General features: G+C 62.3%; 18 protein-coding genes. 8 read left to right on the top strand and 10 right to left on the bottom strand.

Translation table 11 applies throughout. The features are described from left to right. Positions 1 to 161 precede the first annotated feature (161 nt). Positions 162 to 1,205 (top strand): ABC transporter substrate-binding protein, encoded by a 1,044-nt coding sequence (locus ACW4TB_RS20105; RefSeq protein WP_279933334.1) that lies wholly within the window; start codon positions 162 to 164, stop codon positions 1,203 to 1,205. A 37-nt stretch (positions 1,206 to 1,242) separates the two neighbouring features. Continuing rightward, positions 1,243 to 2,148, top strand: a complete 906-nt coding sequence (locus ACW4TB_RS20100; protein ID WP_279933336.1) for a TauD/TfdA dioxygenase family protein — start codon at positions 1,243 to 1,245, stop codon at positions 2,146 to 2,148. Positions 2,149 to 2,195: 47 nt separating this feature from the next. Here the strand turns inward: ACW4TB_RS20100 and ACW4TB_RS20095 are convergent, their stop codons facing one another. Then, the gene (locus ACW4TB_RS20095) at positions 2,196 to 3,110 is read right to left on the bottom strand and encodes a LysR family transcriptional regulator (protein ID WP_012316758.1); all 915 of its coding nucleotides are present in this window, start codon (positions 3,108 to 3,110) and stop codon (positions 2,196 to 2,198) included. 191 nt (positions 3,111 to 3,301) lie between these two features. On the opposite strand from ACW4TB_RS20095, the gene ACW4TB_RS20090 reads away from it, so the two are divergent. The 5 genes from ACW4TB_RS20090 to ACW4TB_RS20070 all read left to right on the top strand — a co-directional run bounded on the left by ACW4TB_RS20090 (position 3,302) and on the right by ACW4TB_RS20070 (position 11,894). Further along, complete coding sequence (locus tag ACW4TB_RS20090; protein WP_279933338.1) at positions 3,302 to 5,638, top strand: TonB-dependent receptor; 2,337 nt, start codon at positions 3,302 to 3,304, stop codon at positions 5,636 to 5,638. A gap of 17 nt (positions 5,639 to 5,655) precedes the next feature. Next, positions 5,656 to 7,332 (top strand): aryl-sulfate sulfotransferase, encoded by a 1,677-nt coding sequence (locus tag ACW4TB_RS20085; protein ID WP_279933340.1) that lies wholly within the window; start codon positions 5,656 to 5,658, stop codon positions 7,330 to 7,332. A gap of 263 nt (positions 7,333 to 7,595) precedes the next feature. Next, positions 7,596 to 9,038 carry an NADP-dependent succinate-semialdehyde dehydrogenase gene (gene gabD / locus ACW4TB_RS20080; RefSeq protein ID WP_279933342.1) on the top strand — a complete coding sequence of 481 codons (1,443 nt, stop codon included), beginning with the start codon at positions 7,596 to 7,598 and terminating at the stop codon, positions 9,036 to 9,038. Between the two features lie 178 nt (positions 9,039 to 9,216). After that, positions 9,217 to 10,494: a 4-aminobutyrate--2-oxoglutarate transaminase gene (gabT, locus tag ACW4TB_RS20075; RefSeq protein ID WP_012316754.1), complete on the top strand. Its 1,278-nt coding sequence runs from the start codon at positions 9,217 to 9,219 to the stop codon at positions 10,492 to 10,494. A 137-nt stretch (positions 10,495 to 10,631) separates the two neighbouring features. Next, positions 10,632 to 11,894: a response regulator gene (locus ACW4TB_RS20070; protein WP_012316753.1), complete on the top strand. Its 1,263-nt coding sequence runs from the start codon at positions 10,632 to 10,634 to the stop codon at positions 11,892 to 11,894. Between the two features lie 32 nt (positions 11,895 to 11,926). Here the strand turns inward: ACW4TB_RS20070 and ACW4TB_RS20065 are convergent, their stop codons facing one another. Both ACW4TB_RS20065 and desA read right to left on the bottom strand, forming a co-directional pair. After that, on the bottom strand, positions 11,927 to 12,913 hold the full coding sequence (locus ACW4TB_RS20065) for a GGDEF domain-containing protein (protein ID WP_012316752.1): 987 nt from the start codon (positions 12,911 to 12,913) through the stop codon (positions 11,927 to 11,929). A 141-nt stretch (positions 12,914 to 13,054) separates the two neighbouring features. Beyond that, positions 13,055 to 14,239: a delta-9 fatty acid desaturase DesA gene (gene desA, locus ACW4TB_RS20060; protein WP_279933345.1), complete on the bottom strand. Its 1,185-nt coding sequence runs from the start codon at positions 14,237 to 14,239 to the stop codon at positions 13,055 to 13,057. Positions 14,240 to 14,385: 146 nt separating this feature from the next. Here desA and dibA point away from each other — a divergent pair, with 146 nt between their 5' ends. Next, a complete protein-coding gene (gene dibA, locus ACW4TB_RS20055; protein WP_012316750.1) occupies positions 14,386 to 16,281 on the top strand; it encodes a phosphodiesterase DibA in 1,896 nt (631 codons plus the stop codon). 24 nt (positions 16,282 to 16,305) lie between these two features. On the opposite strand, the gene ACW4TB_RS20050 is transcribed toward dibA, so the two are convergent. From ACW4TB_RS20050 to tcyN, 7 genes are all read right to left on the bottom strand, one after another. Continuing rightward, the gene (locus tag ACW4TB_RS20050) at positions 16,306 to 16,950 is read right to left on the bottom strand and encodes a methionine ABC transporter permease (protein WP_012316749.1); all 645 of its coding nucleotides are present in this window, start codon (positions 16,948 to 16,950) and stop codon (positions 16,306 to 16,308) included. After that, positions 16,940 to 18,049, bottom strand: a complete 1,110-nt coding sequence (locus ACW4TB_RS20045; RefSeq protein ID WP_279933349.1) for a methionine ABC transporter ATP-binding protein — start codon at positions 18,047 to 18,049, stop codon at positions 16,940 to 16,942. The genes ACW4TB_RS20050 and ACW4TB_RS20045 overlap by 11 nt, the downstream gene beginning before the upstream one ends. Position 18,050: 1 nt before the next feature. Further along, positions 18,051 to 18,851 (bottom strand): MetQ/NlpA family ABC transporter substrate-binding protein, encoded by an 801-nt coding sequence (locus tag ACW4TB_RS20040; RefSeq protein WP_254466803.1) that lies wholly within the window; start codon positions 18,849 to 18,851, stop codon positions 18,051 to 18,053. Beyond that, on the bottom strand, positions 18,844 to 20,238 hold the full coding sequence (locus tag ACW4TB_RS20035; RefSeq protein ID WP_279933352.1) for an LLM class flavin-dependent oxidoreductase: 1,395 nt from the start codon (positions 20,236 to 20,238) through the stop codon (positions 18,844 to 18,846). Before ACW4TB_RS20035 ends, ACW4TB_RS20040 begins: the two co-directional genes overlap by 8 nt. Then, positions 20,238 to 21,419, bottom strand: coding sequence for an SfnB family sulfur acquisition oxidoreductase (locus ACW4TB_RS20030; protein ID WP_279933354.1), 1,182 nt, complete (start codon positions 21,417 to 21,419; stop codon positions 20,238 to 20,240). Before ACW4TB_RS20030 ends, ACW4TB_RS20035 begins: the two co-directional genes overlap by 1 nt. 73 nt (positions 21,420 to 21,492) lie before the next feature. Beyond that, a complete protein-coding gene (locus ACW4TB_RS20025; RefSeq protein ID WP_254466797.1) occupies positions 21,493 to 22,734 on the bottom strand; it encodes an SfnB family sulfur acquisition oxidoreductase in 1,242 nt (413 codons plus the stop codon). Positions 22,735 to 23,006: 272 nt separating this feature from the next. Next, positions 23,007 to 23,765 carry an L-cystine ABC transporter ATP-binding protein TcyN gene (gene tcyN, locus ACW4TB_RS20020; RefSeq protein ID WP_254466796.1) on the bottom strand — a complete coding sequence of 253 codons (759 nt, stop codon included), beginning with the start codon at positions 23,763 to 23,765 and terminating at the stop codon, positions 23,007 to 23,009. Positions 23,766 to 23,767 lie beyond the last annotated feature (2 nt).

The following is a 23,767-nucleotide window of genomic DNA, read 5'->3' as shown; positions in this document are numbered from 1 at the left end:
CGTTTTCCGCAAGCTGTCCGCCGAGCCGCGTGCTGCTTGGTTTATGCCTTTCAGCTACTAAAAAATGAAGTTTTGATATTTGTAGCTTCTAACCAGACCTGCCTAGCTTCTGGGCCAAAGCGCCGGCCATCGCCGGTGGCAGCCTGCCAAGGAGCCTTGCCATGAAAACCCCGCTGCGCCACCTGATCCCCGCCTTCGGGCTACTCTTTTTAGCCGCCTTCAGCGCCCAGGCGGCCGATTCGGCCAAGCCCGAGAGCATCCGTATCGCTGTGCCCGACCTGAGCGCTGGCAGCAAGCACAGTGCCGGCGGTGTCGTCGATGTGCTGCGTGACCAGCAGCTGCTGGAAAAGGAATTTGCCAAGGACGGTATTCGTATCGACTGGCGTTTCTTCAAGGGCGCTGGGCCGGTGGTCAATGAGGCACTGGCCAACGGGCAGGCAGACTTCGCCTACCTGGGCGACTTGGCAGCGATCGTCGGTAAGGCCAATGGCCTCGACACCCGCGTGCTGTCTGCCGGTGTGCGCGGAGTGAAAAGCTATCTGGGCGTCGTGCCGGGGTCGGGCATCAAGACCTTGCACGACCTCAAAGGCAAGCGCGTCGCGGTGTTCCGCGGTACTGCCAACCAGCTGTCGTTTGCCAGCGCCCTCGCTAGCCAAGGGCTGTCTGAGCGCGATTTGAAAGTGATCAACCTGGATTTCAATGCAGCCAACGCCGCGCTCGCCGCCAAGCAGATCGACGCCACCTGGGGCCTTGCCAGCCTGCTTTCGTTGCGTGAGCGCGGCCTGGTCGAACTACCGGTCAACTCTCGAGACCTGGAAGGCGCCGGTAGTACCCAGGCGGTATTGCTGGGTACCGGCGAGTTCATCCGCAAATACCCCGAGCTGGTACAGCGGCTGGTCAACGCCCAGCAGCAAGCGACCCGCTGGCTGCGCGACGAACACAACCGTGATGCCTTCGTCGACCTGGTGGCAAGCAATGCAAGCTGGCCGCGGAGCATCCTCAGTGACGACCTGGCCAAGGAAGACCTTGCCCACTACTTCGACCCGCGCCTGGATGCGGCCTTCCTCGCCCAGTTGCAACAAGGCGTGGACCTTGCTGCACAGGAGCGCCTTATCCGCCGCAGCTTCCAAGTAGCTGACTGGGTCGAGCCGCGCTTCCTCGATACCGCGTTGCAACAGGAACAAGCCGTACAAGCCGCCCGCTGAACCCTTGACCCCAACAATGACCGTGAGGACCACAACCATGAGTAATGCTGCACTGGCCACTGCGCCGCAAGCCCTCGAACTCGATATCCAACCCGTCGCCGGTCGTATCGGTGCGCAAATTCGTGGAGTGAAGCTCTCCGCCGACCTCGACGCCGCCACGGTCGCGGCCATCCAGGCTGCCTTGGTGCAGTACAAGGTGATCTTCTTCCGCGGCCAAGCCCACCTGGATGACCTGAGCCAGGAAGGTTTTGCCAAGCTGCTGGGCGAGCCGGTAGCTCACCCCACCGTGCCGGTGGTCGACGGCACCAGCTACCTGCTCCAGCTCGATGGTGCCGAAGGCCAGCGGGCCAACTCATGGCACACCGACGTGACCTTCGTCGACGCCTACCCCAAGGCCTCGATCCTGCGCAGCGTGGTCGCCCCTGCCTCAGGCGGGGATACCGTGTGGGCCAATACCGCTGCCGCCTATCAGGAACTGCCCGAGCCGTTGCGCGAACTGGCCGACAAACTCTGGGCGGTGCACAGCAACGAATATGACTACGCGAGCATCAAGCCGGATGTCGACCCGGCCAAACTCGAGCGTTATCGCAAAGTCTTCACCTCGACGGTGTACGAGACCGAGCACCCGGTGGTGCGGGTGCATCCGATCAGTGGTGAGCGGGCGCTGCAACTGGGGCACTTCGTCAAACGCATAAAGGGCTACTCGCTGGCCGACTCGCAGCACCTGTTCGCGCTGCTGCAAGGACATGTCACTCGCCTGGAAAACACCGTGCGCTGGCGCTGGGAGGCGGGGGACGTGGCGATCTGGGACAACCGAGCGACGCAGCATTATGCGGTGGATGATTACGGCACCCAGCCGCGCATCGTGCGCCGGGTGACATTGGCCGGTGAGGTACCGGTTGGGGTTGATGGGCAACTTAGCCGGACAACGCGCAAAGGCTGATAGTGTTGGGGCCGCGCAGCGGCCCTTTCGCGACGCAAGGCCGCTTTTTACTCTTCGGTATCACAGGCCACCAACTGCCTGACCATTCCTTGCGCCAGTGGCGACAACCCATACCCCACCCGGCTAACCACGCCATAGCGGGTGTAGAAAGACTCCTCCTGCTCCGGCGCCAGGTCCGCCAACCGCAGCGCCACCAGCCCCTGCCCCGCCTGATAAGGCCGCAAGTTGGCATTGCAGGCAATGCCGATGGTATCCGAGTGCATCACCACGTTGAGCAACGCATAGCCGTGCTCGCACTCTACCGAGGGCAGAAAGTCCTGCCTGCCGCTCAGTTCAGTGAGGATCTTGCGGATGTTCGGCGGGCGGAAAGTGGTCGCCAGCGGGTACTCGAATACATCCCGCGCATTAACCTGGTAGCGCTCGGTCAGCGGGTGTCCGGCGCGGCAGCAGAAGTGCCAGCGCTGTGGTGTCAGCTTGTGCACGCGGTAGTCCGGGTCGGACTCGAACTGGCGGGTGTCGGCAACGAAGAATTCGATCTCCTCGGCAATCAGCTTGCGGTTCAGGGCCTGCCAGTTATCCACCTGAAAACAGGTACGCGCCGCCGGGTATTCAGCGACGAAGCGCGCCACTGCCCGTGGCACTAGCCCGCCCGCGGGGGCAGGGCCTGAGCCGAAGCACACTACGCCCGTAGTGGCGCCATTGAACTGGTGGATTTCGTTAACCAGATTGTGCGCGCCGTGCACCAGCCGGCGGGAGTGCTCCAGCACCAGCAGGCCCTGACGGGTGGGTGAAAGCTCCTTGCTGGCGCGGTCGACCAGGCGGCAGCCGACGTTGTGCTCCAGGGTCTGGATGCTGCGGCTGAAGGCCGATTGCGACAGGTTCACCGCAGCCGCCGCAGCGACGAAACTGCGGTGTTCGACAAGGGCGATGAAATGGCGGAGCTGGCGAAGGTCGATATGCATTTTTTACATGAAAACTTTCGGTCGAATGCAATTGATGAACAGGGTGAGCCCCCTTATAAAGGCTGTTACTTATTCCTCAAAATATGAATAAAACATATTTATATCTCTTAAAAGAATATAAGCCCACCTAGCCGCGATTCGGTTCCGCCAACGGAAATGCTCGCCAGGGCAATGCCTCAAGGAGCATTTGCATGTCCCGAATTTCCCGTTGGCCTGCGCGCGCGTCGCGTTTCACCTTGCAACCCTTGGCCGCTGGCGTTCTGCTGGCTGCTTCCAATGGCAGCTTCGCCGAAGAACCGGTCAGCACTGCCCCCGCCGTGGCGCAGGACGCCAAGCTCGGCACCGTCACCGTCAATGCCCGCCGCCGTGAGGAAACCGCACAAAGCGTGCCCACGCCGATCAGCGTGCTCAATAGCGAAACTCTGGAAACACAGCGCATCTACCGTGTGCAGGACCTGCAACAACTGGTGCCAAGCACCAACGTGTCCTATGTGCATGCCCGCCAGTCGAGCATCTCGATCCGCGGCCTGGGCAACAACCCGGCTAGCGATGGCCTGGAAGGCAGCGTTGGCATCTACCTGGACAACGTCTACCTCGGGCGCCCTGGCATGGCGGTGTTCGACCTGCTGGATGTCGAGCAACTGGAAGTACTGCGTGGCCCGCAAGGTACGCTGTTCGGCAAGAACACCACGGCCGGGGTGCTGAACATCACCTCGCGCAAGCCGACCTTCCACCGTGAGGGCAGCATCCAGCAGTCCATTGGCGAGGATGGTTATCTGCAGACCCAGGGCAGTTTTTCCGGGCCCATCAGCGACACCTTGGCCGGGCGAATCAGTGCCTACCGTACCGAAGACGACGGCTATGTGAAGAACATTCACAACGGCGATCATCTGAACGGCGGCAAGCGGCAGGGCTTTCGGACCCAGTTGCTGTTCCAGCCGAGCGAAACCTTTAACCTGCGCTGGATCGGCGAGTACAACGAAGAGGATTCCAACAACGGCATCCTCAGCCTGTACAGCTCCGGGCCGACCATCAATGGCGTCAACCGTTACGAAAGCCTGGCCGCCCTGGCCGGTGCCACACTGGTCTCGGGCAAGGACCGCAAGGTCAATTTCGATTCCGATCAGCAGGTAACGGTGTTCCAGGGAGGTACCTCCGTGGAGGCCAACTGGACGCTGCCCAATGACTTCACCCTCACCTCGATCACCGCCTACCGTTGGTGGGACTTCACCCCGCGCAACGACGATGGTCTCAACGTGCCGGCGGCCTACAACGCAGGGGTCGCGGTGCGCGACAAGCAGTATTCCCAGGAAATCCGCCTGGCGTCGCCCACCGGAGGCTTTTTCGATTATGTACTCGGTGCCTACTACTTCAAGCAGGACCTGGACAACAAATCCTTCACCTATTACGGCCCGCAGGCCGACGTCTGGAGCGCTACGCCCGCCGGTGCCCTGAACGACGTCACTACACTGGGTGACGGGCACATCGATACCGACAGCTATGCCCTGTTCGCCCAAGGCACCTGGCACGTCACCGACCGCCTCGACTTCACCGCCGGTGTGCGCGGCACCTATGAAGAGAAGAGCGCGTCGGTGACACGTGATGCGCCGGTTGGCGGAGCGCTCGTGACCGGCGCCGCTGCTGCGGCGCGCCAGGGCAGGGTGGGGGCCTATGACTCGGGTGACCTCAACCAGTACAGCTTCAGCCCCTCCGGCCTGCTCGGCCTGAGCTACCGCTTCAACGAGCAACTTCTGGGCTACGCCACCCTGACCCACGGTGAAAAATCCGGAGGTATAAACCTCACCGTCGGCGCGGCGCCGCGGCTGGGTACCGACTCGTTGTTGGTCGGTACGGAACGGGTCAACAACGCCGAAGTCGGTCTCAAGAGCACCCTGTTCGATGACCGCCTGCAACTCAATGCCAACTTGTTCTGGGCCGAGGTACATGGATACCAGGCCAACGTCTACGACCAGATCAACCGCGTGCAGTACCTGGCCAACGCCGGGCGTGTGCGTTCGCGGGGCCTTGAGTTCGAGGCCACCGCGCTGCCGATTCGTGGGCTGACGGTCAATTTCAATGGCTCGTGGAATGACGTGCGCTACACCGAGTACGACGATGCGCCGTGCCCACCCGAGGTCAGCTTGGTCAATGCCACTGCCACCTGCGACCTGTCCGGCCACCAGGTGGTCGGCGCCTCCAAGTACATCGCGAACCTCAACGGCCAGTACAAATGGCAGCTGACCGAGCACATCGAGCCTTATGTCACCGCCAGCTATGCCTTCCGCTCCAAGGCGGTCGGCACCATCGACGATTCCGACTTCGGCCAGATCCCCAGCTACGCGCTGGTCAACCTGTCCACTGGCGTGCGCCTGGACCAGGGCGATGGCGTGCTCGATCTGTCGCTGTGGGTGAAGAATGCCGGCGACAAGACCTACTTCACCAGCCTGTGGAATTCCGCCAACGGCGGCTATGCCGGCGTGCTTGGCACCCCGCGCACCTTCGGCGCCACCGCCCGTTATGACTTTTGAGCACAAGGAGCTTTGCCATGAACGCCAAGACCGAAACCCCCGCACTGCCCGAGGGCGCCTGCCTGACTGCCCAGGTGCCGCAGCGTGATGAAGCGCTGCTCGGCGATGTGGTGGTCAACCCGTATCGCCTGGCGCCGCTGACCGCGATCGTCCGCGATGGCGGGCGCACCCTGACCGCTGCCCATGTTCGCGTGCTGGGCCGCGGTGAACGTGGTGTGGATATCGCCTATGAGGTTTCCGACCGTTCGCTGTGGACTTACGGGGGCATCCCGGTGTTCGGGTTGTACCCGGATCATGTGAACCAGGTGGAAGTAACATACAAGCTCGACGGTGAGCGCATTCGTGAGCGCTACCAGATCTACGCCCCGGCAGTGCGCCTGCCGGTGGTGGCCAAGCAGACCGCCGCATTGCCGGAAGTCGAGCCAGTCAAAGTTGCCCCGGGCTTTGCAAACCGTCTTTACCTGTTCAACCACTTGCTCGGCGACATTCCCGGTGGTCGCGCCTTCAAGTGGAATGGCCTGGGTGGTGCCGCCGAGTGGGACCAGGTTGGCAACAACTGGATCGCCGACAGCAACGGCGATGTGCGTTGGTATCTGGACATAGAACAGATCCATGATTCCAACCGCCGCGACGGCCTGGGTGGCACCATGGGCTTCCAGCAGACCCGGGACGGCAAGCTGATTTGGGGCCAAGGCCAGACCTACTCCAAGTACGACCTGCTGGGCCGGCGCATCTGGCAGCGTAGCCTGCCGGACAAGTTCGCCGACTTCTCCCACGAAATCCGCGAAACGACTAACGGTACCTACCTGCTGCGCGTCGGTACCAGCGACTACCGCCGGCCTGATGGCAAACGGGTGCGCTCGATCCGAGACCACATCATCGAGGTCAACGAAGCCGGGGATGTTCTGGAGTTCTGGGACCTGAACCAGATTCTCGACCCTTACCGTGGCGACCTGCTGGAGACCTTGGGCAAGGCCGCCATTCAACTGCCGGAAGGGGTACAGAAGCAGGACGACCGCCTGGCCAATGAACTCGCCGAAGGGGACCTTCCGTTCGGTGACACCCCTGGGGTGGGCACAGGACGCAACTGGGCGCACGTCAATGCCATCGACTACGATGCCGATGACGACAGCATCATCGTTTCAGCGCGCCATCAGGGCGTGGTGAAAATCGGCCGTGACAAGGAGGTGAAGTGGATTCTGGCTTCGCCGCAGGGCTGGCCGCAGCGGCTGCAGGATAAAGTACTCAAGCCTGTCGCCAGTGAGGGCTTCGATTGGTCGTGGACCCAGCACACTGCCTGGCTGACCGGCAAAGGCACGCTGACTGTCTTCGACAATGGCTGGGGGCGTGATTTTGCGCCGACCAAGCTTACCGGCAACTACAGCCGTGCGGTGGAGTACAGAATCGACGAGGCCAAGGGCACGGTCGAACAGGTCTGGGAGTACGGCAAGGAGCGCGGCGACGAGTGGTACAGTCCCGTGACGTCGGTGGTCGCTTACCGTCCTGAAACCGATACCCAGTTCATCTACTCGGCATCGGTTGATTTCCTCACCCCCGAGAAGCTCACCACCACGGTGCTAAATGAGGTGCGCCGCGGGAGCCAGGAGGTACTGGTGGAGCTGAAGGTGCATAGCCGTCAGCCGGGTAGCGTCGGGTACCGCGCACTGGTGATCGACCTGGCCAAGGCCTTCTGATAATTCCCGCCGGGAGGGCCGTCGGTCCTCCCTTCACATTTCCTTCAGTTCATTCGTCTAACCTGTACTGGCTTTGGCGGCGGCAAGGCCGGTTGCTGAACCACTCATCCAGAAGCATCACTGGCCTGTGCAACCATTCGTTCTTTTTTTCGAACAGCCTATTGTCCTATACCCCAGCAGCCGCTTAGCATTCGTTTGAGATTTCAAACGCTCGATGCCCTGCCTTGGGCGCTTTTCAACAATCAACAATTCGGGAAGCCGACATGCAGCTCAAAGACGCTCAGTTGTTCCGCCAGCAAGCCTTCATCAACGGTGAATGGCTGGATGCGGACAGCGGCCAGACCATCAATGTGACCAACCCGGCCACAGGTGAAGTCATCGGTACCGTGCCGAAGATGGGTACTGCGGAAACCCGCCGCGCCATCGAAGCTGCCGACAAGGCCCTGCCGGCCTGGCGTGCACTGACCGCCAAAGAGCGCTCGAACAAGCTGCGTCGCTGGTTCGAACTGATGATCGAGAACCAGGACGACCTGGCTCGCCTGATGACCACCGAACAAGGCAAGCCACTGGCCGAAGCCAAGGGCGAAATCGCCTACGCAGCCTCGTTCATCGAGTGGTTCGCCGAAGAAGCCAAGCGCGTCTACGGTGATACTATCCCGGGCCACCAGCCTGACAAGCGCCTGATCGTCATCAAGCAGCCGATCGGCGTTACCGCGGCCATCACGCCGTGGAACTTCCCGGCGGCGATGATCACCCGTAAAGCCGGCCCGGCCCTGGCCGCTGGCTGCACCATGGTGCTCAAGCCTGCTTCGCAAACCCCGTACTCTGCCCTGGCCCTGGTCGAGCTGGCTACCCGTGCCGGCATCCCGGCTGGCGTGCTGAGCGTGGTGACCGGCAGCGCTGGCGAAGTTGGCGGCGAGCTGACCGGCAACTCCCTGGTGCGCAAACTGTCCTTCACCGGCTCGACCGAAATCGGTCGCCAGTTGATGGAAGAATGTGCCAAGGACATCAAGAAGGTTTCCCTGGAGCTGGGTGGCAACGCCCCATTCATCGTGTTCGACGATGCCGACCTGGATAAGGCGGTAGAAGGCGCGATCATCTCCAAGTACCGCAACAACGGCCAGACTTGCGTTTGCGCCAACCGTATCTATGTGCAGGACGGCGTCTACGATGCCTTCGCCGAGAAGCTCAAAGCCGCTGTTGCCGAACTGAAGATCGGTAACGGCCTGGAAGACGGCACCACCACTGGCCCGCTGATCGACGGCAAGGCCGTCGCCAAGGTTCAGGAACACATCGAGGACGCCGTCTCCAAAGGTGCCAAGGTGCTGTCCGGTGGCAAGCTGATCGAAGGCAACTTCTTCGAGCCGACCATCCTGGTCGACGTGCCGAAGACGGCTGCCGTCGCCAAGGAAGAGACCTTCGGCCCGCTGGCGCCGCTGTTCCGCTTCAAGGACGAGGCTGAAGTCATCGCCATGTCCAACGACACCGAGTTCGGCCTGGCCTCGTACTTCTATGCCCGCGACATGAGCCGTGTGTTCCGTGTTGCCGAGGCGCTGGAATACGGCATGGTGGGTATCAACACCGGCCTGATCTCCAACGAAGTCGCGCCGTTTGGTGGTATCAAAGCTTCGGGCCTGGGCCGTGAAGGTTCCAAGTACGGCATCGAGGACTACCTCGAAATCAAGTACCTGTGCATCAGCGTCTGATGCGCTGAAGGCTTTACCTCTGCCAGCGGGGCGCGAGAGCGACGTCTCGCTGGCTTTTTTGACATCGCAGTACCTGGTGGCCAGGGCGTTCACGGCAGTCGATCAACGAATACTGTTCGCGAGCACTCCCAGCCACCCCCGAATAAAAGCGCCGCTGATCGGCGCAAATGAGGGCATTATGAGCAAGACCAACGAATCCTTGATGCAACGTCGTGTAGCCGCCGTCCCACGTGGCGTAGGCCAGATTCACCCGATCTTCGTCGAAAGCGCGAAGAACTCGACCGTGATCGACGTTGAAGGCCGCGAACTGATCGACTTCGCCGGCGGCATCGCAGTTCTGAACACCGGCCACCTGCACCCCAAAGTGGTTGCCGCTGTTCAAGAGCAGCTGACCAAAGTCAGCCACACCTGCTTCCAGGTACTGGCTTACGAGCCTTACGTAGAGCTGTGCGAGAAAATCAACAAGCTGGTTCCAGGTGACTTCGACAAGAAGACCCTGCTGGTTTCCACCGGCTCCGAAGCCGTTGAGAACGCCGTGAAAATCGCCCGTGCTGCCACTGGCCGTGCTGGCGTGATTGCTTTCACCGGCGGCTACCACGGCCGTACCATGATGACCCTGGGCCTGACCGGCAAGGTTGTGCCGTACTCCGCAGGCATGGGCCTGATGCCGGGCGGCATCTTCCGCGCCCTGTTCCCGAGCGAACTGCACGGTGTCAGCGTTGACGACGCCATCGCTTCGGTCGAGCGTATCTTCAAGAACGACGCCGAGCCGCGCGACATCGCCGCGATCATCCTCGAGCCGGTACAGGGTGAAGGCGGTTTCCTGCCAGCGCCTAAAGAGCTGATGAAGCGCCTGCGCGCCCTGTGCGACCAGCACGGCATTCTGCTGATCGCCGACGAAGTACAGACTGGTGCGGGCCGTACCGGCACCTTCTTCGCCATGGAACAGATGGGTGTTGCGCCGGACCTGACCACCTTCGCCAAATCCATTGCTGGCGGCTTCCCGCTGGCCGGTGTTTGCGGCAAGGCCGAGATCATGGACGCCATCGCTCCGGGCGGCCTGGGCGGTACTTACGCCGGTTCGCCGATCGCCTGTGCTGCGGCTCTGGCCGTCATCCAGGTGTTCGAAGAAGAGAAGCTGCTGGACCGCAGCAAGGCAGTAGGTGAGCACCTGACCGCTGGCCTGCGCAAGATCCAGGAAAAGCACCCGATCATTGGCGACGTCCGTGGTCTGGGCTCGATGATCGCTGTGGAAGTCTTCGAAAAAGGCACCCACACCCCGAACGCCGCTGCGGTCGCCCAAGTGGTTGCCAAAGCCCGTGACAAGGGCCTGATCCTGCTGTCTTGCGGCACCTACGGCAACGTTCTGCGTATCCTGGTTCCGCTGACCGCCGAAGATGAGCTGCTCGACAAGGGCCTGGCCATCATCGAAGAGTGCTTCGCTGAACTGGCCTGATGTGACACGCTTCATGAAAAAACCCGCTTAGGCGGGTTTTTTTTGTGCCTATTAAAGGCCCTTGGCGCTATGGTTGTGGCAGGATTTGCTTTGGAAGCTGCAACGGATTGCGTGTCAGGGATATTCAGGAGTTGGCCATGAACGCTGCAGACCCCACCCCACCTTGCGTACTGATTGCCGAGGGCGATCCCTGGGTGCGCGACATGCTGCGTGAGATGCTGCTCAGCGTGCGCTGTGATGCCCGGCTGCAGGTGTGCGCCGATGGCTCACAGGCGCTTACGGCATTGGCCAGCAAGCCTGATCTGATCATCGCCGCCCGTGAGCTGGCAGGTGTCGATGGCCTGGACCTGCTGCGCAAGGTGCGCGCCAAGGGGCCGGGGTTGCCGTTCATTCTCATGAGTAACCGCAGTGACAGTGCCAGCGTGCGTGAGGCGCTGCCGCTGCACCCCACGGCTTACCTGAGCAAGCCACTGAACATGGACAACCTGCGCAAGCGCCTGGAAGAGCTGCTGCTTGAAGTGGGTGAGCAGATCGCCTGCCCGGTGCCACCGTTGCAGCCAGGGGCGAGCCTGCCGGCCTTCCTTGAGCAGCGCCGCGCCACCGCCGATGGCGGGCCACTGTTTGCTGATGTGCAGGTGGCGATCAAGCGCGCGCTGAACCCGCAGGGGCTGGACCTCAAGGTGCTTGAAGAGGAAGTGCGCAACGATCCGCAGGTTACTGCCGTACTGATCGCTGCGGCCAACAGTGCTGCGCTGCACCGGGACGCGCCGGTGCAGACCTTGCTGCAGGCGCTGAACAAGCTTGGCAGCACGCAGAGCATGAACCTGATTCTTGGCCTTGCCCTCAAGCGCAGCGCCCGCCTTAGCGACCCGCTGCTGGCGCAGCAGGCGGCGCATTTCTGGAACCTGTCGCTGCATACCGCCGAATACGCTCGTTCGCTGGCGCGCATGCTCGAGCTCGACGAAGAGCTTTGTTACTGCGCCGGGCTGTTGCACTGCCTGGGTGACCTTGCGGTGCTGCGCTGCCTGCAGGAATGGCGGCTGGCCGGTGGTGAACTGCATGATGGCTTGGTGCAGGCGTCACTGCGCGACTTCGGTGCAGCATTCGGCTCGGCACTGCGAACCCGTTGGCGCTTGCCGCTGGGCCTGCGTGAGCTGATCGCGGCAATCTATCAGTTGGGCGGTGGCGTGTATTCGCGGGAGATCCTGGCCATGAACCTGGCAGGGCAACTGGCAAGACTGCCGGCGGACCAGGGGCTGGAGAAGGTGGCCGACAACAAGACCGCGCGCTTGCTCAAGGTTGGGTTGGCGCAGTTGAGCCGGTTGCGCAAGGTGCAGGACCCTGGGGTAAAGCCGCAGGATGAAGAGCCGCCTGTGCCGGAAGAAGAGGTGCCGACCTGAGTTTTTTGGGGCCGCTGTGCCCACCCCATGGCTCAGCCCCGCACTATCTGATTCTTGCCCTGCCGCTTGGCCCGGTACATTGCCGCATCAGCCCTAGCGAAGAGGCTGTCCAGTGAGTCATCCTCGGCCGTGAGCCCGGTCAGCCCCTGGCTTACCGTCACTCCATACACCTGCTCGCCATGGCTGAAGCTCAGCCGCTGAATCTCGCGCTGCAGGCGCTCGGCAATCTGCTCGGCAACCTGTGCATTGCAGCCGGGGAACACCGCGGCAAATTCCTCGCCACCAATACGCCCGAACAGGTCACCGCGGCGCAGCACTGCCTTGCCGCTGTCGGCAATGCGTTGCAGCACCTGATCGCCTTCCTGATGGCCGTAGCTGTCGTTAATCTGCTTGAAGTCATCGATGTCCAGCAGCAGGAATGCCAATGGTGTGCCGTCTTCGCGTGCACTGTCGAAGGCTTGGCCTGCACATTCGAAAAAGTGCCGGCGGTTGCTGCTCTGGGTCAGCACGTCCGTGGTGGCCAAGCGATGCAGCTCGCCTTCCAGCTGCTTCTTGTCGGTGATGTCTTCGGCAATGCCGACGATTATCACCCGGTCACCTTCCTGCTGCTGGTTGATGTAGCACTTGTCACTGAGCCAGCGCACCTGGCCGTTTGCATTGAGAATGCGGTACTCGCGGTCTTCAACCGCGCCTTTGATCAGCACCTGGGCCAGGCTACGTTCGGCGTATTCCAGGTCATCGGGGTAGATGCTGTCGCGCCACTCGTTGAAGTCCGCCAATACCAGGCTCGTGGGGCGGCCGAAGATGCGTTCGTAGGCGGGGCTGACGTAGAGCACCTGGCGTGTTTCCCAGTCGAACGCCCAGAGCACCGCGTTGACGCTGTCGAGCAACGAGCTGTAGAGCTGTTCACGTTCGCTCAGGCGAGCCACTTCGCCTTGGGCATGCAGCAAGGCCAGCAGGGTTTGGGCTGCCTCGGGAGCTGAATTGCCGGGCAGCGTTGAATGGATGTTCTTGGCCATGTGCACGGAGCGGCTCTCGACGGATAAGCGTGCGGCCAAAGAACGGCCCGCCACGCGGGCGATGTGCCGGCTTTGAGTAGTTTTGCAGAGGGGAAGTTCCAGCGGGCACGCCCCGTTGCGGGGCGTGCCGATCAACGGTGCTCAGGCGCCGTTCGGGCGCAGGGAGTAGGTTTTAAGCTGCGCTGCAAAGTCGTGCAGGGCGTGAATGCCACTGGCCTCTGCTTCGTGTACCCAGTCTTTCATGGCGGCCAGCATGTCGTGACCATTGGCGCTGGTGCGGGCCCAGATCTGCTGCAAGGCCAAGCGTTTTTCATAGATGGTCTTGAGTGCCTGGCTCTGCTCAAGCAGGGACTCGATGCGCACATGGTGGCGCTCTTCGAGCAGGCTGGGTTCCCGCGACAGCAGGCGTTTGGCCCGGCGGAAGCGATGGCGTACCGAGGCGTCGACCTTGGCCAGTTCCTGTTTGACCAACGGGCCGATCACCAGCTTGCGGTATTGGGCCATGATCTGGAAGCGGTTGTTGAGGATGGCCATGGTGGTGTCCATGTCCAGGTTGGCCTTGCCTTCGACGCGGTGGGCGATAGGTGCCACTCGTTGTACTTTGGCCAGGCGCAGCAGGCACAACAGGCGTATCCAGGCCCAGCCCGCATCGAACTCCCAGCGTTTGACCGACAGTTTGGCCGAGTTGGGGTAGGTGTGGTGATTGTTGTGCAGTTCTTCGCCGCCGATGACGATGCCCCATGGCACCAGGTTGGTAGCAGCGTCGCGGCATTCGAAGTTGCGGTAGCCCACCGCATGGCCCAAGCCGTTGACCACACCCGCAGCCCAGAACGGAATCCACATCATCTGCACCGCCCAGATGGTGATGCCGATGGTGCCGAACAGCAGCAGGTCGAGCACCGCCATCACGGCGATACCGCCATGTTTGTAGCGTGAGTAGAGGTTGCGCTCGATCCAGTCATCCGGGCAGTTTTTGCCATAGATGCGCAGGGTTTCGGGGTTGAGTGCCTCTTCCCTATAGAGTTCGGCCCCTTTGCGCAGCACCGTGCCCAGGCCTTTGTGTACCGGGCTGTGCGGGTCGTCCGGGGTTTCGCACTTGGCGTGGTGCTTGCGGTGCACTGCTGTCCACTCGCGGGTGTTCTGCGCCGTGGTCAGCCACAGCCAGAAGCGGAAGAAGTGCTTGAGCGCGCCATTGAGCTCCAGGGCACGGTGGGCGGAGTAGCGGTGCAGATAAATGGTGACGCTGATGATGGTCACGTGAGTCATCAGCAGGGTAACGCCAACCAGTTGCCAGGCCGACAAGTCGAGCAGACCGTAATACCACATAGGTGTAAAAGCCCTCGAAGACACAGGGAAAGAGCTGATTATCCCTTGGTAGGGAAATAAAACCAGTCACCCTTTCAGATAGGACGTCACGGCATGTTTCTGCCTCTATAATGCCCCATCATTTTTCATGGACTTTTGTTGCCGACATGTCTGTTTCCGTTCGCGACGCCTTGCGCATGGCCGCGCTATATCTGGTGCTCTCGATCCTCTGGCTGGTGCTGTCAGAGGTGGTTTTGCGCAGCATGTCTGAAGACCCCCTGGCCTTGGCCGTAGGGCGGCAGATCAATGTTGTCCTTTGGGTGCTCTCCAGTGCGGCGCTGATTTTCTTTACTCGTGCCCGTCTGCTCAATTTCATCGGTGTCGGCGCACGTCTTCGCAGCGAGGACCGCGCCCGCCTGCGTATGGCCGCAGCCGTGTTCGACAGCACCCTGGAGGGCGTGCTGGTCACCGACCGCCAGGGGCTGATCGTGCACGTCAACCGCGCGTTCATGCGGATCACCGGCTACCAGCAGGATGAAGTGCTTGGCCAGCGCCCGAGCAAGTTCAAGTCGGGCCGGCACGACGTGCCGTTCTACCAGCAGATTTATGCCACCCTGGCAGAGAAGGGCGAGTGGAGCGGGGAGATATGGAACCGGCGCAAGAGCGGTGAAATCTACCCGCAATGGCAGACGATCCGTGCCATTCACGATGATGGCGGCGAGATGACCCATTATGTTGCGGTATTCAGCGACATCAGCGCGATCAAGCATACCGAGCAGGAATTGGCCTATCTGGCCCACCACGACCCCCTCACCGGGTTGCCCAACCGTCTATTGTTCAGCGACCGGGCCGAGCAGGCACTGGCGTCGGCACAGGCCAACAAGCGTGGATGTGCTTTGTTGCTGCTTGACCTGGACCATTTTCAGAGCATCAACGACGGGTTGGGCCACACCATCGGTGATCAGCTGCTCAAGCTGGTAGGCGAGCGTTTGGCCGAGGTAGTGGGCAATGGCGTGACTTTGGCGCGCCTGGGTGGTGACGAGTTTGGTGTGCTGGCGGAGAACTGCCAGCAGGTCGGCCAGGCCGGCAAACTGGCACAGGCGCTCATCGAACGCATGCGTGAACCGTTCGATTTCGACGGGCATCGGCTGTTCATCAGCGTCAGCGTTGGCATCAGCCTGTTCCCCAGCGATGCATTGAGCGCAGAACAGCTACTGCGCAACGCTGACTCGGCGCTGTTCAAGGCCAAGCACAATGGCCGCGCCTGTTACGCGCTGTACACCGAAGAGCTGACGGCGCACGCCCAGCACCGGGTGGAAACGGCAGGCGAGCTGCGCCGTGCGCTGGCGCAAGACGAGCTACGGGTGTTCTATCAGCCGGTGTTCCACCTGTTCACCTCGAAGATGGTCGGGGTGGAGGCACTGGTGCGTTGGCAACACCCGCAACGTGGCTTGGTGCCGCCAAGCGAATTCATCCCTATCGCCGAGCGTACCGGGCTGATTGCCGACATCGATGCCTGGGTGTTGCGCGAGGCGTGCCGCCAGATGGTCAGTTGGCAGGCTGACGGGCGCCTGCTCGAGTTCGTTGCGGTGAACATCTCCAGCCGGTTGTTCGGCCAGCGTGAGCTGTACCGGCAAGTGGCCGGGGTGTTGCACGAAACCGGTCTGGATCCTTCGCTGCTGGAGGTGGAGGTGACCGAGAGTGCGGTCATGGAAGATCCCGAAGTCGCGCTGGAGCAGTTGCACCGGTTACGTGAGCTGGGCTTGAACCTGGCAATCGATGACTTTGGCACCGGCTACTCGTCGTTGCTGCGGCTAAAGCGCCTGCCGGTGCAGAAGCTGAAGATCGACCAGGGCTTCGTCGCCGGCTTGCCGATGGATGACGACGACGTCGCGATCGTGCGGGTGATCATCGCCCTGGCCCGGAGCATGGGCATGCAGGTGCACGCCGAAGGCATCGAGCAGCCTGAGCAGGCCAGGTTCCTGCTGGAGCAGCAGTGCCAGCTGGGGCAGGGCTACTGGTTCGGGCGGCCCGTGCCGGCTGAGGGTTTGCGTTGGAGCTGAGTAGGGCGCGAAGCGGCCCTTGGTTCAGCGCTTGTTCAACCCTTTCGCCAACCGGTCCCCACCCACCTGAATCACCGCCACCAGCGCCACCAGCATGGCAATCACCGTCAGCATGATCTGGCTGTCGAAGCGTTGATACCCATACCGATAGGCAATATCCCCCAACCCACCCGCACCGATCGCCCCAGCCATGGCGGAGGAGTTGATCAGCGTCACCAGGGTAATGGTGAAACCGCCGACGATCCCTGGCAGTGCTTCGGGCAGCAATACATGCCAGACGATGTGCCAACGTCGACACCCCATGGCCTGAGCCGCCTCCACCAGGCCGTGGTCCACTTCGCGCAGGCTCACCTCGGCAATCCGTGCGAAGAACGGCGTAGCGGCGATGGTCAGCGGCACCACGGCGGCCCACACACCATAGGTGGTGCCGACCAGCAGGCGGGTGAACGGGATCAGTGCGACCATCAGGATCAGAAACGGGATTGAACGGAACAGGTTGACGAAGGCGCTCAGCACCCGGTTCAGCAGAGGCGCCTCGAAAATGCCGCCTTTATCACTGGTCACCAGCAGCACGGCCATTGGCACGCCCACCAGCAGGGCGATCAAAGACGACACGCCGACCATCAGCAGGGTGTCGAGCAAGCCTTCGAGCAAGCGGTCAAACCACATGGCCCAATACCTCCACATCTTCGGCCCAGTGGCGGGCATGTTCGAGCAAATGATGGGTGTCGTGCGGGGAGCCTTGTACCGACAGGATCAGTTGCCCAAGGGCTTGCTCGCCGATAGTTTCGACCCCGCCCTGCAGCAGGCGCACGCGCCCACCCAGGGCGCTGAACAGGTCGGACAGCGCCGGCTCGCCATGCACTGTGAGCTTGAGCACGACGGCGGCGTCGCGACTTGCCGGGCTGGCTCGCAGGCTTGCCTGCAAGGCTGCAGGCAGCTTGGCCTGCAAGGGCGCGAGCAAGGTGCGGGTGACCTCATGGCGGGGTGTGCCGAATACCCGCCAGACGTCGCCCTGTTCGATGACTTCGCCGCGTTCCAGCACCACCACGCGATGGCAGATGTCGCGGATGACGGTCATTTCGTGGGTGATCAGCACCACCGTGAGGCCCAGACGCTGGTTGATGTCGCGCAGCAGTTCGAGGATAGATGCCGTGGTCTCAGGGTCTAGCGCCGAGGTGGCCTCGTCACACAAGAGGATTTCGGGGTCATGCACCAGGGCCCGGGCGATGCCCACACGCTGCTTCTGCCCGCCCGACAGTTGTGCCGGATAGACGTGATGTTTGTCCTGCAGGCCCACCAGTTCCAGCAACGCGCGGACCTTGTGCTGGCGTTCGGCCTTGGCCACGCCGGCCACCTTCAGCGGCAGCTCGACGTTCTGCCATACGGTCTTGGCCGACATCAGGTTGAAGTGCTGAAAGATCATGCCGATACGGCGGCGCAGTGCCACCAGGCGGTCTTCGTCGAACGGAGCAATGTCGACCTGATCAATCAGCACGCGCCCCTGGCTTGGCTGTTCCAGCCGATTGATGGTGCGCAACAGTGACGATTTACCTGCGCCGCTGCGGCCGATGATGCCGAAGATCTCGCCACGGCGAATATTCAGGTCGATGCCCTGCAACGCGGGCTGCTGCTGGCCCGGGTAAGTCTTGCCAAGGCCGATGAAGCGCACATGCGCGTCATTGACCTCCAGGCGCAGGGCCTGCTCCCGCGCAGGTGCCGGCGCGGTTTGAACGGATGGCGCCCTGAGGGCGCTGGCCTGCCTCATTTCAACCTTCCCAGCCGGCTTGGTAGAGGTTGCCGTGGGCCTTGTCCAGTGCTGCACGCACGACAGGTGAATGCTGGTAGATGTCGACGAACTTGGCCAGGCGCGGATCGTCCTTGCTCTGTGGGCGTATGACGAACTGAATCACGTACTCCTTGTTTTCCAAGCCGTCGAACAGCAGCGCCGAGGTGGCATCGAAGGTGTTGGCCAGGCGAATGTAGGCCGGGTAGCCCTGCACCAGGTCGGCGTCGTCGTAGGCGCGTACCAACTGTACGGCTTCTACTTGCAGGATTTTCAGCTTCTTCGGGTTGGCGACGATGTCGTCCTCGGTAGCTTTGTAACCGACACCCGATTTGAGCGTGATCAGCCCGGCCTTGGCTAGCAACTGCAGCCCGCGGCCACTGTTGATCGGATCATTGGCGATGGCCACGCTGGCACCTTCGGGCAGCTCAGCGAAGCTTTTGTATTGCCTTGAATAGAGCCCGACGTTGTTGATGATGCCGGGAGCGAAGGGCACCAGCTTGAAGCCGGCTGCGGCCTTGGCGTTTTCCAGGAAGGGGATGTGCTGGAAGTAGTTCACGTCGATGTCGCCGCTGTTGAGGCTGACATTGGGTGCAATCCAGTCACTGAATTCGATCAGTTTCACCTCCAGACCCTGCTTGTGCGCTTCTTCCACTGCCGCCTCCAGCGGGATGGCGAAGGCAGAAGTGGTGCCGATCTTCAGCGGTTCGGCAGCGGATGCACCTGCGCACAGGCCGAAGGCCAGGGCAATGGCCGCGACGGGCCGGAACAGTTTCTCAAGCATGATGCGCAACTCCAGTCGTGGCAGGGGTAAAAAAGGTGTGGCGATAGGTAGAGCCTGGATGGTCGGCGGGCAGGTGTGGGCGATCGCTCTGGAACAGTTTTTCGCGCAGGGTGCCTTCGCCGTAGGCGGTCTTGTAGCGGCCGCGCTGTTGCAGCTGCGGGACCACAAGTTCGATGAAGTCCTCATAGCTTTCCGGGGTGACGGTGCGGGTCAGATTGAAGCCGTCCAGGCCCGTTTCGTCGACCCAGGCGATCAGCTGTTCGGCGACCTCTTCGGGCGCACCGACCAAGGTCAGGTAGCGCCCGCCCAAGGCGTGCTGTTCCAGCAGGCGGCGGCGGGTCCAGGTGTTTTCCTGCAACTGGCGGGTGGCCGACTGGATAGCGTTGCCCGTGCTGGCGCCAATCGGCTCATCCAGCCCATAGGCGGCAAAGTCGATACCGGTCGAGGCGGCGAAGTGGGCCACACCCGCTTCCGGGCTGGCATAGCGCAGGTATTCGGCGTACTTGGCCTGGGCCTGCTGCTCAGTGGGCGCGACGATCACGGTAATGCCCATGAACACCTTGACCCCCTGGGGGTCGCGGCCGGCAGCCTGCGCCGCGGCGCGTACCTTGTCGACCTGGGCACGGGTGGCGGCTTTGTCCTGGCCGCTGATGAACACGCATTCAGCGTGGTTACCGGCGAAGGCCAGGCCGCGGGGCGAACTGCCGGCCTGGAACAATACCGGGGTGCGCTGCGGTGAGGGTTCGCACAGGTGGTAGCCCTCGACCTTGTAGAACTCGCCGTGGTGATGGACCTTGCGCACTTTTTCGGGCTCGGCATACACCCGTCGTGTGCGGTCTTCGACCACCGCATCGTCGGCCCAGCTGCCTTCGAGCAGCTTGTACAGCACCTGCAGGTACTCATCGGCCTGGTCGTACCTGCGGTCGTGTTCCGGCTGCTGATCCAGGCCCATGGCCCGGGCGGCGCTGTCGAGGTAGCCGGTGACGATATTCCAGCCAACCCGGCCATTACTCAGGTGATCGAGCGTGGAGAGGCGCCGCGCGAAGAGGTATGGCGCCTCGTAAGTAAGGTTGGCGGTAAGGCCGAAGCCAAGATTGTGGGTGACGGCGGCCATGGCCGACACCAGCAGCAGCGGGTCGTTGACCGGCAACTGGATCGATTCCTTCAGTGTCACGTCCAACGACTTGCCGTAGATGTCGTAGGTGCCGACGATATCGGCGATGAACAGACCGTCGAACAGCCCACGCTCCAGCAGGCGCGCCAGATCTGTCCAGTAGCTGATGGACGTGTATTGGGTCGATGTGTCCCGTGGATGCGTCCACAAGCCGTGGTTGATATGCCCGATGCAGTTCATGTTGAAGGCATTGAGCAGGATATGCCTGGCCATCAGATGGTCCCCCGACGCGGTGGGTTTTCATCGTTGAGGTAGTAGTTGCCGATGGCGTGGTACTTCCAGCGCACCGGGTCGTGCAAGGTGTGCACGCGGGCGTTGCGCCAGTGGCGGTCGAGGTTGTGCTCGGCCAAGGTGGCCTGGCTGCCGGCCAGCTCGAACAACGTAGTGCCTGCGGCGAGGGCTATTTCGGTGCTGATCGCACGGGCTTGTGCAACGGCGATGGAGGCAGCGGCGACGGTATCGGCGTTGCTGTCGGCCTGGGCGCGGTCGAGGAATTCGCCGGCGCGCTCGAGCAAGGCCTCGGCGGCGTGCAGGCGGATGGCAAGGTGGCCGAAGCTCTTGAGCGTCAGCGGATCTTCGCTGGCCTTGTCTTGGCCGGAATCGACCCATGGCCGGCTGCGCGTGCGCACGAAGTGCAGGGCATCCTCATAGGCGGCGCGGGCGATGCCGGTGTCGATGGCGGCGTGAAGAATCTGCGCCAACGGGCCGACCGGGGTAGGGCGCTCGAAGGCCGACTGGAAGGGCACCACGTCTTCAGCGCGGACCGGCACGTTGTCGAACACCACCGAGCCGCTGCCTGTGGTGCGTTGGCCGAACCCGCTCCAGTCGTCGATCACTTGCAATCCTCGGCTGTCGGCCGGGACGAAGGCCAGTTGCTGCACGCCGTGCTCATCGATCACCGACGTCGGTATGCGCTGTGCGTAAAGGGCCCCCGTGGCGTAGAACTTGCGGCCGTTGATGCGGTAGCCGTCGCCTTCGCGGGACAGGCGGGTGGTTCGGTCATGGGCGGTCTTGGTGCCCAGCTCTGCCAGGGCGTTGCCCAAGCGTTGACCGGCCAGGATTTCGGCGTAGAGGCGTTGCTGTTGGTGCGGGCTGCCGTTCACTCGCAGCACTTCCAGGGCGTAGAAGTGGTTCTGCGGGATCTGCCCAAGTGAGGCGTCGGCCTGGGCGATGCGGGCGATGACCCTGGCGAGGGTGACGTTGGAAACACCGGCGCCGCCGAATGCCTTGGGCACGCTGATGGCCCACAGGCCGGACTGGCTGAACAGGTCCAGCTCTGCGTGTGGCAGGCGGCGTTCACGGTCCCGCAGTGCGCTGTCGCGCCGCAGTTGCTGAGCGACTTGTTCGGCAATGGCCAGGGCTTGGGTGTCACTGGTGATAACGGATGTTGTCATGGTGTGCTCCGGGGCCTGGGGCCGTTGTGCGGCCCATTCGCGGGGCAAGACTGCTCCCCCGAAAGGCCAGAAATCAGATCCAGGAATGCCGCGCAGGCAGGGTGCCGTTCAGGTGGTAAGCGCCCACCGCGTGATACTTCCAGCGCACCGGGTCATGCAGCGTGTGCACCCGGGCGTTGCGCCAGTGGCGGTCGAGGTTGAACTCGGCAAGGGTGGCGCGGCTGCCGGCCAGCTCGAACAACTTTTCACTGGCCTGCAGCGATATCTCGGTGGTCAGCACCTTGGCCTCGGCCACCGCAATCGAGGCGCGTGCGGCGGCGGCTGCGTCGATCGGTGCAGCGTTGACTTCATCGAGCACTCGCGCAGCCTTGCGCAGCAGTGCCTCGGCGGCATGCAGTTCGAGTTTCAGGCGGCCGATGTCGGCAATCACATAGGGGTCATCGCTGGCGCGCTCGACCTTGGCTTCGATCCACGGGCGCGATTTTTCGCGCACGAAGCGGATTGCATCTTCAATCGCGGCCTCGGCAATGCCGGCATCGATGGCTGCCTGGATCAGCTGCGAGCCTGCGCCCTGGATATTGGGGATATCGCGCTGGCGCCAGTTGTCGATCACCAGGTCTGCATCGACCGGTACCTGATCGAGTAGTACGGTGCCGCTGGCGGTGGTGCGCTGCCCGAAGCCTGACCAGTCATCGACGATGCGCAGCCCGGGGGAGCCGCGGCGGACAAAGGCCAGGCGCTGGCGGCCGTCGTCGTCCAATGCCTTGACGGCCACCCAATGGGCGAACAGCGCACCGGTGGAATAGAACTTCTCACCGCTGATGCGAAAGCCGTCGCCGCTGCGGGTGATTTTCGCCTTCAGCGTCAGGGTGTCCTTGGTGCCACGCTCAGGCCCGGCGTTGCCGATGCGCCAGCCGTCCAGCACGCTGCGGAAGATCAGCGCCTGTTGGGCTTGTGTTGCGGTCAGGCGCAGCAGTTGCAAAATGCCGAACTGGTTCTGTGGGATCTGCCCCAAGGCCGGGTCCGCGGCGCTGATGATACGGAACACTTCGGCGATGGTTTCGAACGAGACGTCGGGGCCGCCATAAGCCTTGGGCACGCTGATGCTGCCCAGGCCGCTACGGGTGAATTGTTCGATTTCTGCCCAAGGCAGCTTGCGCTGCTGGTCGCGGCGGGCTGCCTGCTGGCGAGCGGTCTCGGCAAGTTCGCGGGCCGCTTGCAGGGCTTGTGCGTCGTTACGCAGTATTTTCGCCGGTAGCAGCTGCGGGGAGCTGTCGAGATCGCTGTGGAATTGGGTATTTGGCTGGCTGGACATCAGTGCCGCTCCTTGGCTGCACTCGATGCCCTGGTGTTGCGCACTGGGGGTGGTGTGATCCTGACCATTCCTGACCTCACAAATTGAATATGTCGCTACAGCTGATGGCGACTGACGTTTGCTGGTCCGGTGGTCCGGTTTATATACCCTAATGGCCTATTAAAATATTATGAAATAACATTTTTGAATATATATAGAAGTGGGGATTTGTGTGAACTGCACTGCCCCTATCGCCGGCTTGCCGACGATAGGGGCAGTGCAACGAATGCAGATTATTCGGAAGCCGCAGTCCCGAGAAACTTGCGCAAGAACTGCCGAGTCCGCTCTTCCTTGGGATTGGCAAACAGCGCCTTGGCCTCGCCCTGCTCGACGATCACCCCCTTGTCGAAGAAGATCACCCGGTTAGCCACATCACGCGCAAAGCTCATCTCGTGGGTGACGATGATCATGGTGCGCTTTTCTTCCGCCAGGCCGCGGATGGTCGACAGCACTTCGCCGACCAACTCAGGGTCGAGCGCCGAGGTGGGTTCATCGAACAGGATCACCTCAGGCTCCATGGCCAGCGCCCGGGCGATGGCAACGCGCTGTTGCTGTCCGCCCGAAAGGCGTTTGGGGTAGGCGTCTTCCTTGCCCGCCAGCCCGACCTTGGCCAGCAGCTTGCGGCCCAGCTCGATGGCTTGGGCGCGGGGCGTCTTCTTGACGATCACCGGCCCTTCGATGACGTTTTCCAGCGCTGTACGATGAGGGAACAGGTTGAAGCTCTGGAACACGAAGCCGGCCTGCTGGCGCAAGCGGCGAATGGCACTTTGCTGGTTACCAAGCGGGCGGTTGGCATCGATGCTGATGGCACCGATCTGAATGCGCCCGGCGTCTGGCGTTTCCAGCAGGTTGAGGCAACGCAGGAAGGTAGTCTTGCCCGAGCCGCTGGGGCCGATGATGGCCACCACTTCGCCCGGTTGCACGGTCAGGTCGATGCCGTTGAGCACGGTCTGGCCTTTGAACTGCTTGGTCAGCCCTTCTACTACGATCATCT

The organism is Lelliottia jeotgali, from assembly GCF_977070485.1.
This window is presented reverse-complemented; position numbering and strand designations above follow the sequence as displayed.

Excerpts from the sequence above, each read along its gene's own strand:
- ACW4TB_RS20050 (WP_012316749.1), bottom strand. The coding sequence starts at position 16,950 with ATGTGGTTTGACCGCTTGCTCGAAGGCTTGCTCGACACCCTGCTGATG.
- ACW4TB_RS20035 (WP_279933352.1), bottom strand. The coding sequence starts at position 20,238 with ATGGCCAGGCATATCCTGCTCAATGCCTTCAACATGAACTGCATCGGG.
- ACW4TB_RS20045 (WP_279933349.1), bottom strand. The coding sequence starts at position 18,049 with ATGAGGCAGGCCAGCGCCCTCAGGGCGCCATCCGTTCAAACCGCGCCG.
- dibA (WP_012316750.1), top strand. The coding sequence starts at position 14,386 with ATGTCTGTTTCCGTTCGCGACGCCTTGCGCATGGCCGCGCTATATCTG.
- ACW4TB_RS20065 (WP_012316752.1), bottom strand. The coding sequence starts at position 12,913 with ATGGCCAAGAACATCCATTCAACGCTGCCCGGCAATTCAGCTCCCGAG.
- ACW4TB_RS20025 (WP_254466797.1), bottom strand. The coding sequence starts at position 22,734 with ATGTCCAGCCAGCCAAATACCCAATTCCACAGCGATCTCGACAGCTCC.
- desA (WP_279933345.1), bottom strand. The coding sequence starts at position 14,239 with ATGTGGTATTACGGTCTGCTCGACTTGTCGGCCTGGCAACTGGTTGGC.
- tcyN (WP_254466796.1), bottom strand. The coding sequence starts at position 23,765 with ATGATCGTAGTAGAAGGGCTGACCAAGCAGTTCAAAGGCCAGACCGTG.
- ACW4TB_RS20040 (WP_254466803.1), bottom strand. The coding sequence starts at position 18,851 with ATGCTTGAGAAACTGTTCCGGCCCGTCGCGGCCATTGCCCTGGCCTTC.
- ACW4TB_RS20105 (WP_279933334.1), top strand. The coding sequence starts at position 162 with ATGAAAACCCCGCTGCGCCACCTGATCCCCGCCTTCGGGCTACTCTTT.
- ACW4TB_RS20070 (WP_012316753.1), top strand. The coding sequence starts at position 10,632 with ATGAACGCTGCAGACCCCACCCCACCTTGCGTACTGATTGCCGAGGGC.
- ACW4TB_RS20030 (WP_279933354.1), bottom strand. The coding sequence starts at position 21,419 with ATGACAACATCCGTTATCACCAGTGACACCCAAGCCCTGGCCATTGCC.
- ACW4TB_RS20095 (WP_012316758.1), bottom strand. The coding sequence starts at position 3,110 with ATGCATATCGACCTTCGCCAGCTCCGCCATTTCATCGCCCTTGTCGAA.
- gabT (WP_012316754.1), top strand. The coding sequence starts at position 9,217 with ATGAGCAAGACCAACGAATCCTTGATGCAACGTCGTGTAGCCGCCGTC.
- ACW4TB_RS20100 (WP_279933336.1), top strand. The coding sequence starts at position 1,243 with ATGAGTAATGCTGCACTGGCCACTGCGCCGCAAGCCCTCGAACTCGAT.
- gabD (WP_279933342.1), top strand. The coding sequence starts at position 7,596 with ATGCAGCTCAAAGACGCTCAGTTGTTCCGCCAGCAAGCCTTCATCAAC.
- ACW4TB_RS20090 (WP_279933338.1), top strand. The coding sequence starts at position 3,302 with ATGTCCCGAATTTCCCGTTGGCCTGCGCGCGCGTCGCGTTTCACCTTG.
- ACW4TB_RS20085 (WP_279933340.1), top strand. The coding sequence starts at position 5,656 with ATGAACGCCAAGACCGAAACCCCCGCACTGCCCGAGGGCGCCTGCCTG.